General features: G+C 70.1%; 15 protein-coding genes. 2 read left to right on the forward strand and 13 right to left on the reverse strand.

Annotated features, from left to right (window positions below):
* Positions 1-41: 41 nt before the first annotated feature.
* Complete coding sequence (locus AB0I77_RS44535) at positions 42-470, forward strand: hypothetical protein (RefSeq protein WP_363288603.1); 429 nt, start codon at positions 42-44, stop codon at positions 468-470.
* 50 nt (positions 471-520) lie between these two features.
* Here the strand turns inward: AB0I77_RS44535 and AB0I77_RS44540 are convergent, their stop codons facing one another.
* From AB0I77_RS44540 to AB0I77_RS44580, 9 genes are all read right to left on the reverse strand, one after another.
* Complete coding sequence (locus AB0I77_RS44540) at positions 521-1,270, reverse strand: hypothetical protein (protein ID WP_363288604.1); 750 nt, start codon at positions 1,268-1,270, stop codon at positions 521-523.
* Between the two features lie 770 nt (positions 1,271-2,040).
* Complete coding sequence (locus tag AB0I77_RS44545; RefSeq protein WP_363288606.1) at positions 2,041-2,502, reverse strand: DUF4440 domain-containing protein; 462 nt, start codon at positions 2,500-2,502, stop codon at positions 2,041-2,043.
* A gap of 43 nt (positions 2,503-2,545) precedes the next feature.
* Complete coding sequence (locus AB0I77_RS44550; RefSeq protein ID WP_363288608.1) at positions 2,546-3,004, reverse strand: GNAT family protein; 459 nt, start codon at positions 3,002-3,004, stop codon at positions 2,546-2,548.
* A 154-nt stretch (positions 3,005-3,158) separates the two neighbouring features.
* A complete protein-coding gene (locus AB0I77_RS44555) occupies positions 3,159-4,316 on the reverse strand; it encodes a Xaa-Pro peptidase family protein (RefSeq protein WP_363288623.1) in 1,158 nt (385 codons plus the stop codon).
* Positions 4,317-4,526: 210 nt separating this feature from the next.
* On the reverse strand, positions 4,527-5,477 hold the full coding sequence (locus tag AB0I77_RS44560) for an ABC transporter ATP-binding protein (RefSeq protein ID WP_363288609.1): 951 nt from the start codon (positions 5,475-5,477) through the stop codon (positions 4,527-4,529).
* The gene (locus tag AB0I77_RS44565) at positions 5,474-6,268 is read right to left on the reverse strand and encodes an ABC transporter ATP-binding protein (RefSeq protein WP_363288610.1); all 795 of its coding nucleotides are present in this window, start codon (positions 6,266-6,268) and stop codon (positions 5,474-5,476) included. The genes AB0I77_RS44560 and AB0I77_RS44565 overlap by 4 nt, the downstream gene beginning before the upstream one ends.
* Before the next feature lie 30 nt (positions 6,269-6,298).
* Positions 6,299-7,165, reverse strand: coding sequence for an ABC transporter permease (locus tag AB0I77_RS44570; protein ID WP_363288611.1), 867 nt, complete (start codon positions 7,163-7,165; stop codon positions 6,299-6,301).
* Positions 7,162-8,208, reverse strand: coding sequence for an ABC transporter permease (locus AB0I77_RS44575; RefSeq protein WP_363288612.1), 1,047 nt, complete (start codon positions 8,206-8,208; stop codon positions 7,162-7,164). The genes AB0I77_RS44570 and AB0I77_RS44575 overlap by 4 nt, the downstream gene beginning before the upstream one ends.
* Before the next feature lie 4 nt (positions 8,209-8,212).
* Positions 8,213-9,775 (reverse strand): ABC transporter substrate-binding protein, encoded by a 1,563-nt coding sequence (locus AB0I77_RS44580; protein WP_363288613.1) that lies wholly within the window; start codon positions 9,773-9,775, stop codon positions 8,213-8,215.
* 165 nt (positions 9,776-9,940) lie between these two features.
* Between AB0I77_RS44580 and AB0I77_RS44585 the strand changes: the two genes are divergently transcribed.
* Complete coding sequence (locus AB0I77_RS44585; RefSeq protein ID WP_363288614.1) at positions 9,941-10,588, forward strand: Lrp/AsnC family transcriptional regulator; 648 nt, start codon at positions 9,941-9,943, stop codon at positions 10,586-10,588.
* Between the two features lie 411 nt (positions 10,589-10,999).
* Here AB0I77_RS44585 and AB0I77_RS44590 read toward each other — a convergent pair whose 3' ends face one another.
* The 4 genes from AB0I77_RS44590 to AB0I77_RS44605 all read right to left on the reverse strand — a co-directional run bounded on the left by AB0I77_RS44590 (position 11,000) and on the right by AB0I77_RS44605 (position 14,683).
* The gene (locus AB0I77_RS44590) at positions 11,000-11,443 is read right to left on the reverse strand and encodes a PIN domain-containing protein (protein ID WP_363288615.1); all 444 of its coding nucleotides are present in this window, start codon (positions 11,441-11,443) and stop codon (positions 11,000-11,002) included.
* Positions 11,440-11,700, reverse strand: a complete 261-nt coding sequence (locus AB0I77_RS44595) for a CopG family transcriptional regulator (RefSeq protein WP_318325042.1) — start codon at positions 11,698-11,700, stop codon at positions 11,440-11,442. Before AB0I77_RS44595 ends, AB0I77_RS44590 begins: the two co-directional genes overlap by 4 nt.
* Positions 11,701-11,847: 147 nt before the next feature.
* Positions 11,848-12,633: an FHA domain-containing protein gene (locus AB0I77_RS44600; RefSeq protein WP_363288616.1), complete on the reverse strand. Its 786-nt coding sequence runs from the start codon at positions 12,631-12,633 to the stop codon at positions 11,848-11,850.
* Between the two features lie 46 nt (positions 12,634-12,679).
* The gene (locus AB0I77_RS44605; protein WP_363288617.1) at positions 12,680-14,683 is read right to left on the reverse strand and encodes a serine/threonine-protein kinase; all 2,004 of its coding nucleotides are present in this window, start codon (positions 14,681-14,683) and stop codon (positions 12,680-12,682) included.
* Positions 14,684-15,855 lie beyond the last annotated feature (1,172 nt).

The raw sequence follows: 15,855 nt of genomic DNA on the forward strand, positions 1-15,855 counted from the left end.
TGCGGCGCGGCGATGCGCCCTGCACGAAAGGAAGCCGTTCCATGAAGGCAAAGATCTGGACCGGTCTGTTCACCGCGGCCACCGCGGCCGCTCTCGCCACGACCCTGGCGCTGCCCGCCGCGTCACTGGCGACCCCTGCCACCGCGGCCGCCTCCCAGACCGACGTCACCTCGGTCGCCGCCCAGGCACCCGTACGCCAGAAGACCGACATCCGCGCCGAACAGCGCAACCGCGTCGCGAGCAACATCCCGGTGCCGGCCGGGAAGTCGCTGTACGTCGTCATCCACGCCACGGACGACGACACCCCGATCGACGTGTGCTCGGGCAGGTGCATCGAGCTGAGGGCAGGCGGTTCCGCCCAGGCAGTGTTCTCGGCAGGCAACAAGCCCAAGACAGCCGGCATCACCATGCGGGCCGTGGACCCGACGGGCAGCTGGACCACGGTCACCTGGAGCTACTGGGTGGCCTGAGGCATCGGCCCGGACACGCCACGGCGGCGTGTCCGGGCCGTCGCTCACCTTTAGTCCGCCATCCGGAAGACGCCCAGCATGTCGTGCCATCGAGGGCCGTGCTCGGACTCAGTGCCAGGGTAGAAGGACGCCTCGACCCCGACCCAACCGCGGAAGGCACCGGCGTCGTCAAGGATCTGGAGCATCGGCTTCACGTGCGAATTGCCCCGGTGGCACAACTGCTTGTGCTCCATCGCCAAACAGGTGCACCAGTGCCAAAAGGTGTCACGGCGGTCCTGCGGGCCCACCCGGGCGAGGTAGTTCTGGATCGTGCTGTCGGTCCTGCCCGTGGCGGTACCGCCGGTGCCGTACCGCGGGCAGCCGCCGTCGGCGCGGCATGCCTTCCCCGAGGACTTCGCGGTCAGGGTCATGCACCGCGTCGTCTCGGTACATGGGGAGAACTTCCGGTGGTGGAAGACCTTGCCGGTGGGAGACGGGCCGGCCTTGTCGTGGGTCCATCCGATGGTGTCCAGCTTGAGCTGCGGGGTCTCGGGGTGGTCGTGCACAGAGGACATGGGCCGCCCGCGGTCGAGTGGGGCGTCACTCCCGTAGCCGTAGCCCTTCGTCGCGCCGCCCCCGCCCTTGAACTCCAGCCGGACCAGCCCCTCACCCGGGACGACGTACCACTCCTCCGGCGCGATGCCGCCGCCCCAGGAGATCGAGACGACGTCCCGGTCGGCATCACTCCCCGAGCCCGAGCGCAGGAGGTAGCCACCAGTACGGACCTCGTTCGGCGCCCCTCGGAAGCCTTCCGCCGTCATGACCGGGCATCGTCGCCGCCCTGGCAAGTCCCACCTGCCCACGGGGGCACAGCCGATGTCGGGGGTGACCCCGGCCCTCTCCCTTCCGACCGGATGTCTCTGGTCCCAGCGATACATCCGCGCCGTAACCCGCCCGCTCGCCCGGTCGAAGACGTACGTCCCGAGACGGACCCAGTTGTCGTGGGCAGCACCGTCCCTGAAATATCCCGTGGAGACGACGAAGTTGGTCTTGCCGCCAGGCAGTCCGGCCGGGGCAGCCTCCACAGGTACCACAGCCGCCAGCGCCGATAGCAGCACCAACACCAGAATGCGAAGAGTTCTGATCACTCTGTCACTGTGGCCATCGGCTGACCAGATCACGCCGTGTGCCGCACGCGATCACACGGCGCACGGAGGCATCACTGCGGCTCACGCCGGGAGCCGCGCGCTTGTACAGCGCCATCGCCGCCGGGTATTCGCCGCGGTCGCCCTGGCCGTGGCTCTGACCGTGACCGTCTCGACAACGCTGAAAACACCAGAGTCAGCTGCCAACAAGCTGAAGCATGCGGCCGTCCGAGGACCGAGCTCCGTACGTAGCTTCCCAAGCTGAGAGCGCGAGTTCGATTCTCGTCACCCGCTCTTCTTGAAAAGACGGGGCACACGGAGGGCACGAGGGCTTGGTGGATGCCGCGTACTCACCGAGTGAGAGCCCTCAGCCTGCTGTTCCATGCCGTTCTCCTCTCCGGCCGGGTCACCGGCTCGGCGGTCGGCTCCGGTTCTCCGCCACGTCGCTACGCGTCCGGAGCGCTCTGGATGTCCTCGTGCAGATGCACGAGGAGCCAGGGGCCGTCATAGCGGGCGCGTCGCAGGACTGCGGTGTTGCGCGCCAGTTCCGGCAGCGCCGTGGGGAAGTCGACCCGCAGCCAGTAGCGGGCCACGGCCAGTTCTCCGAAGACGTCGATGACCTGCCCGTATGGCGTGAGACCGGTCTCGGCGTGGCCGGCGTCGGCCGTGGGGCGGTTGTCCCGGACGCGGTCCAAGTCGGTTTTGCCGCAGAGCAGTTCGGGGGTGGCGGAGTCCCAGATGGTGGCATCCGGGTCCAGGTAGGAGTCGATGCGCTCGCGATCGCCTGCGGTGTAGCCCGCGTACATGTCTGTGATCACCGCCCACACCGCCGCCAGGTCGACGGGTGCGCCACCCGGGCGGGCGCCGCCGGGTGCGGGCTGAGCGGTACGGGGCGGCGAAACGGGCATGGCTGGGTCCCTTCGGTGGGGTGGCGGAGCAGGTGCAGCCGGGTCAGGGGCGGTCGTGGGCCCAGGTTCGCAGGGCAAGCGACCGTCCTTGGTCGACGGTGAGGATCGGCGGCTCGTCGGTGAGGCGACAGCCCACAGCCCGGGCCACCGCAGCTCTGGCGCCGTTCTCCGCCTCGATGCTCGGCGTCACTCGGGGCAGGTCCATGGTGTGGTGGGGGTACTCCGTCATGACCGTCAGGGCCCTGGACCCCAGGCGTCGGCCACGGTGTGCGGCGCCCACGGAGTAACCGAGGCTCGCAGTACGGTCGTCGGCGTTCCTGTGGATGATCAGCACCTCGCCCAGGGGAAGACGACCGTCGGGTGTGATGGCCAGCTGGATGCGCAGGCCGTCGACGCGGGCCTGCCGGGCGGTGGCGAGGTAGGCGCGGGCTGCGGCCAGGTCGAACGGTGAGACGAGCGGGGTCCAGTGCGCGATCTCGGAGTCGTCGAACAGCTCCGTCATGGCGGGGAGGTCGTTCTCGGTCCACTCGCGCAGGAGAGGCCCTCGCCGGACACCCGCAGCTGTGCGGGGACGGTGGGACGGGCCCTGGGCTCGTGGGTCATCGCGGTACCTGTTCCTGTCTGTGGGTGGGTGAGGTGCTGTCGGGGTCACAGGATCAGGGGAGTACGACCAGGTCGCGGGCCGTGCGGTTGAGGCGCTCCCCGCCGTCCTCGGTGCAGATCACGATGTCCTCGATCCGCGCTCCGTACCGGCCGGGCAGGTAGATGCCGGGTTCGACGGAGAAGGCCATGCCGGGCTCCAGCGGGAGCTGGTTGCCGGCCACGATGTAGGGCTCCTCGTGGCTCTCAAGACCGATGCCGTGTCCGGTGCGGTGCATGAAGTACGGCCCGTATCCGGCGTCGGAGATGATGTCCCGGCCGATGGAGTCCAGCCGCTCGGCGGTGATGCCGGGCCGTATGGCGTCGGTCTGAGCGCACTGGGCACGCAGCAGTACGTCGTGGAGTCGGCGGAAGTCCGCGGGCGGCTCGCTCACCGCGTACACCCGGGTGGAGTCGGAGCAGTAGCCGTCCCGGGTCGTACCGCCGATGTCGACCACCACGGGGTCGCCGGGCCGGATCGTGCGGTCGGACAGGTCGTGGTGCGGGCTGGCGCTGTGCGGGCCGGAGCCGACGATGACGAAGTCGACGCGGACGTGTCCCTCGGCGATGATCGCGTCCGCGATGTCCCGACCGACCTCGCGTTCGGTACGTCCGGCCCGCAACCACTCGCCCATGCCGGCGTGCACCCGGTCGATGGCCGCGGCGGCCCGGCGCAGGGCGGCCGCCTCCTGCGGGGTCTTGCGCATCCGCAGCTCGTTCAGCACGTCTGAGGCCAACTCCTGGTGGGCGCCCGGAAGTGCGGTGCGGAAGGCGATGGTCTTCTCTGCCCACATGTGGTTGTCGACGCCGAGGCGGGCCGTCCGGGAGGGCAGCCGGGCCGCGACGAGGGCGTAGGGGTCGTCGGTCTCGTTCCAGCCGGTGATCTCGATGCCCAGGTCGCCGGCCGGGGATGCCTGCGCGGCAGGTTCCTCCAGGGCCGGCACGAGCAGGAAGGGGTCGGTGTCGGCCGGCAGGACCAGGCAGGTCAGCCGCTCCAGTGGCAGGGCGTCGTAGCCGGTCAGGTAGCGCAGATCCGCACCGGGGGAGATCAGCAGGGCGTCCAGACCGGCTCGGGCCGTGGCCTCCCGGGCGACGCGAAGGCGGTCGGCCGGGTACAGGTTCGCGATCGGTTCGCCGGGGTGGCCGGGGTGGCCGGGGTGGTTGTCGTCCGGCATCGGGGCGTCGGGCATCGGTTCTCCGTGAGGTCGTGAGGTCGTGAGGTGTTGTGCGGGCGGGATGGTCACGCGCGGTGTGCGGCTCACGCGGAGCCACCGGGAACGCGGCGGGCGGGCCGGGCGACACCGTGGGTCGGCCGTGCAACCCTGGGTGAGTCACCGGGCCGCGCGTACCGGGCGGGCCCCACCCCGCAGGCCGTTCGGCCCAGGTCAGGCCACGTACAGGCGGCATGCGACGCCCCCGGCGATCAGCTGCGGTTCCTCGCGGTCGCAGCCGTCGAAGACCCGTGGGCAGCGAGGGTGGAAGCGGCAGCCGCTCGGCGGGTCGGCGGGGTCGGGCACGTCGCCGGGAAGTTCGGCGGGCAGCACTCCCGCCCCGTCGGGCTGCGGTACGGCGGCCAGCAGCGCCCGGGTGTAGGGGTGCCGTGGGCTGTCCCAGACCTCGGCGGTGGGGCCGGTCTCCACGATGCGCCCGAGGTACATCACCGCGATCCGGTCGGCGATCAACCGTACGACGGACAGATCGTGGCTGATGAACAGCAGCCCGGCGCCCGACTCGACGGCCAACGACCGCATCAGCGTGGCCACTTGGAGCTGGGCGGAGGCGTCTAGGGCGGAGATCGGTTCGTCCCCGACGAGCAGCCGGGGGCGGGCGGCGAGCGCGCGGGCGATGGCGATGCGCTGCCGCTGGCCGCCGGAGAACTCCTGCGGGTAGCCCTGTGCGGCGCTCGCCGGCAGCCCGACCCGGGTCAGGAGGTCCTCCGGGGAGGTGCCCTCGGGCGCCTCCCCTCGCTCGGCCGCGGTACGGATGCCGTCGGCGATCTGCGCGCCCACCCGGCGGCGGGGGTTGAGGGAGCTGTACGGGTCCTGGAAGACCATCTGGACGCCGGTGAGGGCCGGGTCGCGGCGGCGCACCCGCAGCGGGCGCACCGGTGTGCCGTCGAAGGTGATCCGGCCCGCTGCCGGTGGGGTGAGGCCGCAGACCGCGCGGGCCAGCGTGGACTTGCCGCAGCCCGACTCGCCGACCAGCCCGACGACCTCCCCCGCCCGCACCTGGAGGCTGACCCCGGCGACGGCGCGGGTGGGCGGCGCGCCCGGCCGGTGGTACTGGACGACGAGGTCGTCGACCGCGAGGAGAGGGGCCGTCGCGTGGGGGGTCATACGGTGCTCCTTCCGGGGAGCGCGTCCAGGAGCGTACGGGTGTACTCGTGCCGCGGGTCGGTGAGGACCTGGCCGCGTGGGCCGGTCTCGACGACCAGGCCGTGGCGCATCACGCTCACCTCGTCGGCGATCGCGGACATCACGCCCAGGTCGTGGGTGACCAGCAGGACGGCGAGGCCGAGGTCGTCGCAGAGGCCGCGCAGCAGCCGCAGCACACCGGCCTGCACGGTCACGTCGAGGGCGGTGGTCGGCTCGTCGGCGATCAGTACCTTCGGCTCGCAGGCCAGCGCGATCGCGATGGCGACGCGCTGCCGCATGCCTCCGGAGAACTGGTGCGGGTAACGTCCCAGCGCCTCGCGGGGGTTGGGGATGCGGACCTGCGCGAGCAGTTCGGCGGCCTTCACCTTCGCGGCCTTGCGGTCCACCTTGAGGTGGTGGCGCAGGTGGTCGGTGAGCTGGTGTCCGATGCTGAGCATCGGGTGCAGGCTGGTCGACGGGTCCTGGAACACCATGCTCACCATCCGGCCGCGCAACGCCCCGAGCCGCTTGGGGGGCAGGGTCAGCAGGTCGGTGCCCTCGAACTCGATCCGCCCGCCGGTACGGGCGCCGGGCGGCAGCAGGCCGAGGGTGGCGAGACCGGTCATGGTCTTGCCCGATCCGCTCTCCCCCGCGAGCCCGTGGATACGGCCGGGCCGCAGCGCGAGGTCGACGCCGCCGAGGATGCGGCGACCGCCCAGGTCGAGGGTCAGACCGCTGATCCTCAGCACGTCGAGGGTGTTGCCGTCGGTCATGCCGCACGCTCCTTCACGCCACACGCTCCTTCATGCCACACGCTCCTTCTCCGCGCCGATCGTGCGAGCGGTGCCCGGGTCGAGGGCGTCCCGCAGCGTGTCGCCGAGGAAGTTGAAGGCGAGGACGACGGTGAGGATGGCCAGACCCGGGAAGACCCCGATCCACCACCTGTCGAACTGCTGCGTACCGGCGGCCACCATCGCGCCCCACTCGGCGGTCGGCGGCTTGGCGCCAAGGCCGAGGAAGGACAGTCCGGACAGCAGCAGCGTCGCGGTCCCGATGTCGAGGGTGGCCAGCACCAGGAGCGGCCCGAGCACGTTGGGCAGGATGTCCACCCGCAGCGAGCGCCCGGCGGAGAAGCCCAACAGCCGCCCGCTGAGCACGAATTCGCGGGTCCGCAGGCCCATGACCAGGCCCCGGGTGACCCGGGCGTACGACGGCCAGGCCACCACCAGGACGGCCAGTACCGCGTTCTGCAGGCTGGCGCCGAGCGCGGCGGCGACCACCATCGCGAGGATGACGGTGGGGAAGGCGAACACCAGGTCGGCGATCCGCATCACGGTCTCGTCGACCCAGCGCCCGAAGAACCCGGCGCAGGCGCCCAGAATCCCGCCGACGAGGAGGGACATCGTCACGAGCAGCAGGGCGAGCGGGATGGACACCCGGGCCCCGTACAGCACCCGGCTCAGCACGTCCCGGCCCAGCTCGTCCGTGCCGAACCAGTGCCCGGCGCCGGGGGCCGCCAGCCGGGGCAGGTCCTGCGCGAGGGGGTCGTGCGGGGCGAGCAGCGGAGCGGCGAGCACGATCACCAGCCAGAACGCCGCGACCAGGCCGCCGGTGACGGCCAGCGGGCGGCGCCAGGCGGGCGGCAGCCGTTTCAGCAGGTTGAGCCTCACTGCACCCTCACCCTCGGGTCGATCACGCCGTACAGCACGTCCACGGCGAGGTTGACGGTCAGATACACCAGGCCGACGACCAGCCCGACCCCCATCACGGCCGGCAGGTCGAGCGTCGTCGCGCTCCGGTACGCGTACGCCCCCAGGCCCGGCCAGGCGAAGATCGACTCCACCAGGACGGTGCCCGACAGCAGCGCCCCGAAGGCCAGTCCGGCGACCGTGATGACGGGCACGAGGGCCGCGCGGAGCACGTACTGGAAGAGGACCGTGCGGCCGGGCAGGCCCTTGGCGCGGGCCGCCCTGACGTAGTCCTGGTTCAGCACCTCCAGGACGGCGGAGCGGGTGAAGCGGGTGAGAAGGCCGACGGTGTACGCGGTCAACACCAGTGCCGGCAGCGCGAGATGACCCACCGCGCTCCAGAACACCGGCCACTGCCCGGCGAGTGCCGCGTCGACCGTGTACAGGCCCGTGACGTCCGGTGGGGCGGTCATACCGGGGTCGAGGCGGCCACTGCCCGGCGCCCAGCCGAGTCGGTAGAAGAAGACGTAGAAGGCGAGCAGCGCCAGCCAGAAGGTCGGCACCGACACCCCCAACAGGCTGACCACGCGCAGGAGTTGGTCGGTGAACCGGTCCCGGCGCAGGGCCGCGACGACACCGAACGCCACGCCCACGACCAGCGAGATCACGATCGCGGCCCCGGCGAGTTCCAGCGTCGCCGGCACCGCCGTCGACAGGTCCGTCAGCACCGGCTGATGGCTCTGCTGCGACTCTCCCAGATCCCCCTGGAACAGATTGCCCAGATACGTGACGTACTGGACCGGCAGCGGCTTGTCGAGGCCGTAGTGGTGCCGGAACTGGGCCACGATCGCCGGGTCCCCGACCGCCCGCTGCCCGAGCGCGGCCGCCGCCGGATCGCCGGGCACGAGGTTGGTGAGGACGAACGTCACCAGTGTCACCCCGAAGGCCAGCAGTACGGCGACCGCGGTGCGGCGGAGCAGGAACCGCGCGAGCGGGTGGCGGGCGAGGAGCCGCCCACCACCCACGCGCCTACTTCGCACCCAGGGCGGCGACATCGATCGTCCACACGGGGTTGTACGCGAGGCCGGTGACCGTCGAGGCCGACACCATGTGCCGGCTCGGCTGGATCAGCGGGATGAACGGACCGCGGTCATTCAGCCCGGTCTGGATCTGCTCGTACAGCTTCTTCCGGGTCGCGGCGTCGGTCGTGGTCGACGCCTTGTCGCCGAGCGCCGTCAGCGCCGGGTCGGCGCCCGCCTTGTAGCCCGCGCGCAGGCCGACCAGGCCGCCGGGCAGGAAGACCAGGTAGTCGCTGGGGTCCGGGTAGTCCGGGCCCCAGTACCAGAGGCCGGCCTCCTCCTTGCCGTTGCGGTAGTTGTCCAGCTCCGTCGTGGTCGGCGCCGGCGCGAGAGTCACCGTGATGCCGACCTCCTTGAGCTGCGACTGCACCCGCTCGGCCAGCGTCTGCAGCGACAGGCCGTCCACGCTGAGGTCGCTCGGGTAGCCGAGCTTCACCGTCGGGTTCCTGACCCCGCTCGCCTTCAGGGCCGCCTTCGCCCCGGCCAGGTCCCGCTGCTGCGCCTGGGAGGAGGGCAGCGCACCGACGAACGTCGTCGGAATGAGCCCGGGCGCCTGCACCGCGCCGGTCCCGCCGAGCGCCAGCAGGCTGGTGTAGTCGAGGCCCTTGCGGACCGCCTCACGGAACTTTGCGTCGGCCGTCGTACCGCTGATCCCCTTGTCCATGTTCAGCAGCAGGAAGATCACATCCGACGACGCCCCGCTCAGCACCTTCAGCCCGCCGCCCAGCCCCGTCACCTGGTCCGAGTTCAGGTCCAGGGCCACCTGGCTGTCACCGCGCTGCACGTTCAGCTTCTGCGTGGGCGCCTGGACGTTCCGGATCACGATCTTGTCGTACGTCGGCTCGTTCGACCCGGTGTACTTCGCGTTCTTCGCGAGCACGACCTGCGTGTTCGTGTTGAAGGACGTCAGCGTGTACGGCCCGGAGCCGGCGGAGGTCTTGTTGAGGTACGCCTCCGAGCCCCCGTGTGCCTTGACCACCTTGGCGTTGAGGATGCCCAGCGCCGGGTTCGGCAGGATGAAGGGCAGCGCCGGATTGGCCTTCTTCGACGTCAGCGTCACCGTCGAGGCGTCCGTCCTGGCCACCGTCACCCCGTCCAGCAGGAACGACGGGTTGCCCTTGAGGTCGATGACCCGCTGCAACGAGTACACGACATCGTCCGCCGTGACCGCACTGCCGTCGGAGAACTTCGCCCCCGTGCGCAGATGCAGGGTCAGCGTCCTGCTGTCCGAGGACTCCTCGTACGAGGACGCAAGACCCGGCAGCGGCTTGGTGACATCGCTGCCCTTGAACGTCAGCAGCGTCTCGTACAGCGCCTTGTCCACGATGCCGCCGGTCGTCTCGAACTCACGGCCGGGATCGGCGGTCTTCAGATTGAAGGTCGTGTCGATCACCAGCGTCCTGCCCGACGAGCCGGACGTACCGCCGCCACCGGAGCAGGCGCTGAGAGCGAGCGCCGCGACGGCGACGAGCGAGACTGCCGCCGGGTACGACCCGGTGCGCGATCTGGACATGGGTGCCTCCGAGAGCAGGGGGACGGAGCGGAAGAAGGCACGGCGGGCATCGACGGCCGCCGGAGGAAGTCCCTGGACGATTCACCGTTAGGGTGGGCTGAAACTAACCACAACTTCCGACTAACGGGACACGATCGAGACGAAGCATCCAGGAAAGGCGCTCCCATGACAGATTTGTCCAGCCCCGACGCGTCCGGCGAACCCCGCTCTGGACGGATCGGCATCGGCCTCGCCCTGGATTCCGTACATTTCAAGATCCTCGACGTCCTCCGCACCCAGGGCCGCATCTCCGTCGCCGCCCTTGCCGAGCGCGTCGGCGTCTCCCGCGCGAACGCCTACACCCGCCTCGAAGCCCTCCGCGCCGACGGCGTGATCAGCGGCTTCAGCGCCCGCGTCGACCACAGCCGGGTCGGTCTCGAGATCTGCGCCCTGATCTTCGTCACCGTCCGCCAGGAACTGTGGAAGCAGTTCCGCACCGCCCTCGCCCAGCTGCCGGAGGTGGAGTACTGCGCCGTCACCACCGGCGAGCACGACGCCATGATCCAGGTCCGGGTGCGCGACGTCGGCGCCGTACACCGCCTGGTCACCGACCAGCTGTCCACCATCCCCGCGGTACGCGCCACCGAGACCGTCATCATCCTCGACGAGGTACTCCGCCGCCCTTACGTCCTGCCGTCCGCACCCCGCGCCACCGAGTCGAAGCCGACCACCCCTCAGGGCGCCCCCGGGACGAGCCAGTTCGGCATGACCCGCTTCATCCGCGCCGCCGAAGGCCGAGCCGACCTCCAACGCACTTCCGAGCCGGAGGACTGACAGCGAACGCGGTCACCATCCATGTGCGCACTCGCGACGATGCCCCGGGCCGGACACCGGAGCGAGCCGAACCCGGAGCACCAACCGCCGTGCACGGGCATCGCCCCGTCCTGTCACCGCGCCGTGCCCAGGGCGTGCCACGAGCGGGGCTCTTCTGCACTTTCTGGCACGTGCCGCGCTCGAAGATGGGGCGCATGCGGAGGGCACGAGTGCCTTGCGGGTGCAGCCCGCTCACGTTGCAGCACGGCACTGGCCTGCGACTTCACGTCAACCATGAGCAGGTTCGCGTAGTCGGAGCACTCAGCCTGCCCGTCCCGAACGACGCCGGACGCCTACCGCTCATCGCGCATCTCGACAAGAGGGGCGCAACTTCCTTGCGGGAGCCGGCGCTTGGCCGCCGAGGATCTCGCGTCAGAGCGGAAGGTCGTCCGGGAGTACCCGGAACGCCTTGTGGCGGCCCAATGGTCGTACGGCCCGGAAGTCCCTTCGGTCGAGGGTGAGAATCGCGTCGGTGTCGTAGTCGGCGGCGAGCGCCACGTTCACCGCGTCGGCCAGGTCCAGGTCGAGCGCGCCGTAGCGGACTCGGACGGACTGCGCGGCGCCCAAGTGGTATTGCGTGATCTCGGGCATGACGATCCGACCCCGGCTCATCCACCGCCGCAGGTCATCGATCGCGCTGATGGCGGCCTCCCGCCCGAGTTCGCGCGTGGCCGCGTGATCGAGTTCCGCCAGCAGGAGCGGGGACATCACCAGGAGACCAGCCGCCATGATCGCCTCGTTCGCCGCTCCGTGTTCCGGGTGTGTCAAGTCGAGAGCGGCCAGGAGGACGGACGTGTCCGCAATGACGATGATCACGCGGCGGTTCCGGGGTCTGTCTCGCGGCGGACCGCATCGGCGACCGCGTCACGGACCTCAGCCTTGGTCGGCGTACGCCCCGACCCCTCGAACGTCCGCGAGAAAAGCGGCTCGTCCCAGACTCGGTTCGCCATGGCCGCGAGATGGATCCCCTGCCGGATGATCTCAGCCTCGCTTATGCCCCTCCGCTTGGCCGCCTCCTTGATGATCGCCAGGTCTTCGGGGTCGGCATAGACGTTCGTACGCTTCATGGACATGTACCAAGAGCAACCCATGTACTGGATTGATGTATGGCAGTGGCAGGATGCCGACCGGACATCTCTTGGACCACGGCGAGGGACAGTTCGATGATCACGGGTATCAACGGCGAACTTCGTTCTGGGGCGACGGCCACGCTGTCGGCGTCAGGCGGCGTCGATCAGTGCCAGGTCCATCGGTACGAGCGTGGTCGACGCCAGCAGTGCGCGGATCAGGTTGTCGTTGAGCGCGTTGCCCACCGGCTCACCGAGCTCCTCGCGGGTCAGCCAGGGCACCCCGTCGCGGGACAGCCGAGTGCGCACACCGTTGACCAGGTGCTCGACGCGCTTGTCCGTCCAGCCCGCATTCGGCTGCGACTCCGCGAGCTCGGCGGCGGTCTGCCGCCAGGTCAGCGGCTGCGGCCGGGGCTCGTGCAGCAGGTACCGCCGGCCGAGTACGACGAGGGCGAGCTTCTCCTGTTCGGTCAGCGCCCACACCCGGGGCGGGCGGGTGACGTCCCCGTGCCGCGGTACCGGCCGCCGCTCGCCCTCGGGGCCGGTGACGAAGACCTCCAGCAAGTGCTCGCGGCCACGTGAGCCGCCGGCGAACAGCGGCGTGTAGCCGGTGTCGAGCGGCAGTGGCTCCTCGCCCCGGTACAGCAGGCGGGCACCGGCGCACCGGATCGGCAGGCGCCCGGCGTTGCTCACCCACCAGCGGCCGTCCCGGTGGGTGAGCGTGCCCTGGTGGCGGCTGACCTGGGGGTCGTCCTCGCCGAGGCATACGTGTACCTCGGGCCGGTTGCGGCCGAACAGGACCTCGCGCCCGTCCCCGGGTCCCAGCGTGATGCCGCCGGTCAGTGCGAGCGCGAAGAGGGTGCCGGGCAGCGGCGCTGACGCGCCCCGGGCGAGGCTCCCGTGGGTGGCGGGCAGCAGACGGCCGCCCGGAGCGGGCATTCCCCGTTCCCCCGGCCGGCTCCGTGCCATTCCCCGCTCGGTCATGTCACCTCTCCGGCAGTCGCTTCGCGATGTTCCGTACGACGACGGCTGCGAACTCCGTTGCGGTGTCGCACAGTTGCCTGGTCGGCAGTGGGGCGTACACGGTCAGTTGGAAGAGTTCGGTGGTGCGGTCACCGACCGAGTCCGTGTAGGTGCGGTGCGGGGTCCGTACGGTGCAGCTGTCGGCCTCGGCCTCGTCCGCGATGAAGTAGCTCTTCGTGCCAGCGACGTTCACCGGCGTTCCGTCGTCGGCGTCCAGCGAGTTGTCCCGGCTGAACTGGATCTCCACCTCGCGGTTGCCGTCGTCGCTCGACCAGTCGCAGTCCCAGGAACCGAAGCCGCGGTCCCGGTTGTCCGCCTTGACGCCGGGAAGCAGCTTGAGCTCGGTGGAGTCGAGCAGCGTGCAGGTGTCGAGCAGAGCAAGGGAGTTCGCAGCCGGCGACGAGGAACGCCGGGGTACCGGGCCCTCGGCCAGCACGCCGACCACGTGATCGGTCGCGGCGTCGGCCATGGCGCACGGGTCGGGCGACCGTTCGGCGAGCTGCTTGCCGATGACGCGGATCTGCTTGCCGTCGGTGGTCAGTACGGCCCGTTCGCAGGTTCTCCCGTCACGTTTGAGTGTCACGACCGTGAGGCCGCCGACCAAGCGGGTGGACACGATGTCATCGAAGTCGTCCCGGTCCGAGTCGAGGTTGACCTGGACGTCCGCGTTGTCGTCACCGCTGTTGTTGCGCACCAGGACGTCACACCGGTCGATCTCCCCGTAGTCAGGGTCCAGTGCGGTGCCGCCGAAGCGGCTCAGCGAGGCGGCGTCGAGCAGCCCGCAGGGGTCCGCCGTACGCTCGTCGCCCATGGCACCGGCCTGCGCCGTGGCCGAGGGTTTCGCGTCGGTCGCACCGGTGCGGCCACCCTTGTCACCCTTGCCCCCCTCGTCCTTCGAGGCCCACGGGCTGAAGAGAACGAGCCCGGCTGTGATCGCGCCCGCCGCGACCAGCGCCACCGCCGTGATCGCCGTAATCGCCCAAGGGTGACGGCGGCGGCGTACCGGCCGTGACGGCTGAAGCATGAAGGGCGTGGAGTCCTGCGGGCGGCGGACGAGTCGGGGCAGCCGGAGCGGGCGGGAGCCGAGGTCCCGCGCACGGCTGTCGCGCACCTGCTCGCGCAACCGCTCGTGCAACTGCTCCTGTATGTGCGGGGGCGGGGGTGCGGCGCGCGTCAGCAGCTTCTGCGCCCCGGCAGCGTCGGGCCGGCGCCGGGGCTCCACCTCCAGCAGAGCGGTGAGCGGCTCCTCCAACGGGCCGGCGCGGCGCATCGGCTCGATGTGTCCCTCGACGGCCCGGGCCAGATATGCCATGAGGTGTTCGGCCTCCCCGTACGGCGACCGGGCCTCGACCGCCGAGAACAGGGAGGCACCCAGGGAGAACACGTCGGACTTCTCGCCCGCGGGCTGCCCCTTGGCCAACTCCGGGGCCAGATAGCGGGGTTTGCCGCGCACACTGTAGGTCGCGCTCTGTGTGACGTCACTCCACAGGGCTCGCGAGATCCCGAAGTCGGTCAGTCTCGCGACGCCTTCCTCGGTGACGAGGATGTTCTCCGGCGTCACATCGCCGTGCACCACGCCCTCGTCGTGGGACTTCGCCAACGCGGCCGCGATCTGGCAGCCGATCGACCCGGCCTCCTCGGGCGTGAGCGGGCCCCTCTCCGTCACGATCTGTGCGAGGCTGCGCGAGGGGACGTATTCCATGATGATCCAGCAGGTGGCGCCCTCGTCGACGAAGTCGAAGACGCCCACGATGTTCGGGTGGTGCAGCCGCCCGGCGTTGCGCGCCTCGCCCATGAGCCGTCGCGTGGCCCGATCGTCGTCCAGGCGCGCGCACTTGACCGCGACCCGTCGTTCGAGCCGCTCGTCCCAGGCCAGCCAGACGACGCCCATCCCGCCTGTTCCGACGGGCTCCCGCAAGAGATACCGGTCGGCGATCCTGTCCCCGGCCTCTGGCGTCACCAGCACCGCCCCACCCCTCGCCCCGTCACCGACGGCCCTGCCAGGTGACGGAGTGTACTCAGCCCGCACTTGGCAGTGATCTGTTTCACCGGACTTCGTCGGGACTCACCCAGAACCCCCACAGCGCCCCGGATTCACGGTCCGCGGCATGCCGGAAAGATCGTCACCGTCGTCATCGAGGACACCCACTTCCGGATCCTGCACGGCGAGGACGAACTCGCTGTCAGGCCCCGCAAGAACCCCGGACCGATCACCAGGCTCTACGTCAAAGGCATGGGCACGCAGAGAGACCGTCAAGGATCTCCTGACGCCAAACCGTCAAAGAAGTCCTGAGACCTCACACCGACAGCAGGCACGCGCCTTGCCCGACTTGCGCAAGGTGCATCCTTCCGAGGGCGTCACGGCGCCGCCGAACCCACGGTCAACAGGGGTGCGACACGGCCCTCGCCGCTACCGCGCGGGAAGGTATCTACGCAGGTCAAGACCATGAAGCCCGCCCAAGCGCCGTCGCCTCACAAGCTGAGAGCGCGAGTCGATTCTCGTCACCCGCTCCTTGAAGAAGGCCTCAGTCTTGACACCGTGCGCGACGTGACTGGCGACGGCACTGAAGTCGATGTGGCCACCAACCTGTTGACCGGTGACGTCAGACTGTCGATTCTCTGGACGCAAGAAATCCTGCTGTGTCCTGATGCCGCCGAAGAGGTAGCCCAAGCACTTCAGCGGGCTGCTCAACAGGGACGCAAAATCGCAGCTGACGAAACGCCGGAGAGCCCTACAGCCAGAGAGCCCTACAAGCGACACCCAAGACTCAGCCGAAGCCTGAGTAACAACCTTCTTCACGGGTTCAAGGCACCCGGCTCTGGCTGCGCCCGCGCTCCTGCCATCGGCCCGCTCGCCGCCACCGACGCCCGCCCACATGTGGATAGGGCGGGTGGCCATGAGTCGATCACCGCATTGGGCGGCGCACGGTCAAGGCGATGCCTCCGGCGGGGGATCGGCCGGCACCGGGATGGAAGCTGGGGTAGGTAGTGGGCTGAGGAGAGGGGGGTGACAACTGCTACAGATTTTCTAGTCATTCATAGTCACCTATGGTCGTGTATCTTGATCGTGTGAAGCTTTCGGAATGGGCGCGTCAGCAGGGCGTGAGCTACCAGACCGCTTGGCGTTGGGTGAAGGAC

The organism is Streptomyces sp. NPDC050619 (genome assembly GCF_040654815.1).
Lineage (GTDB): Bacteria > Actinomycetota > Actinomycetes > Streptomycetales > Streptomycetaceae > Streptomyces.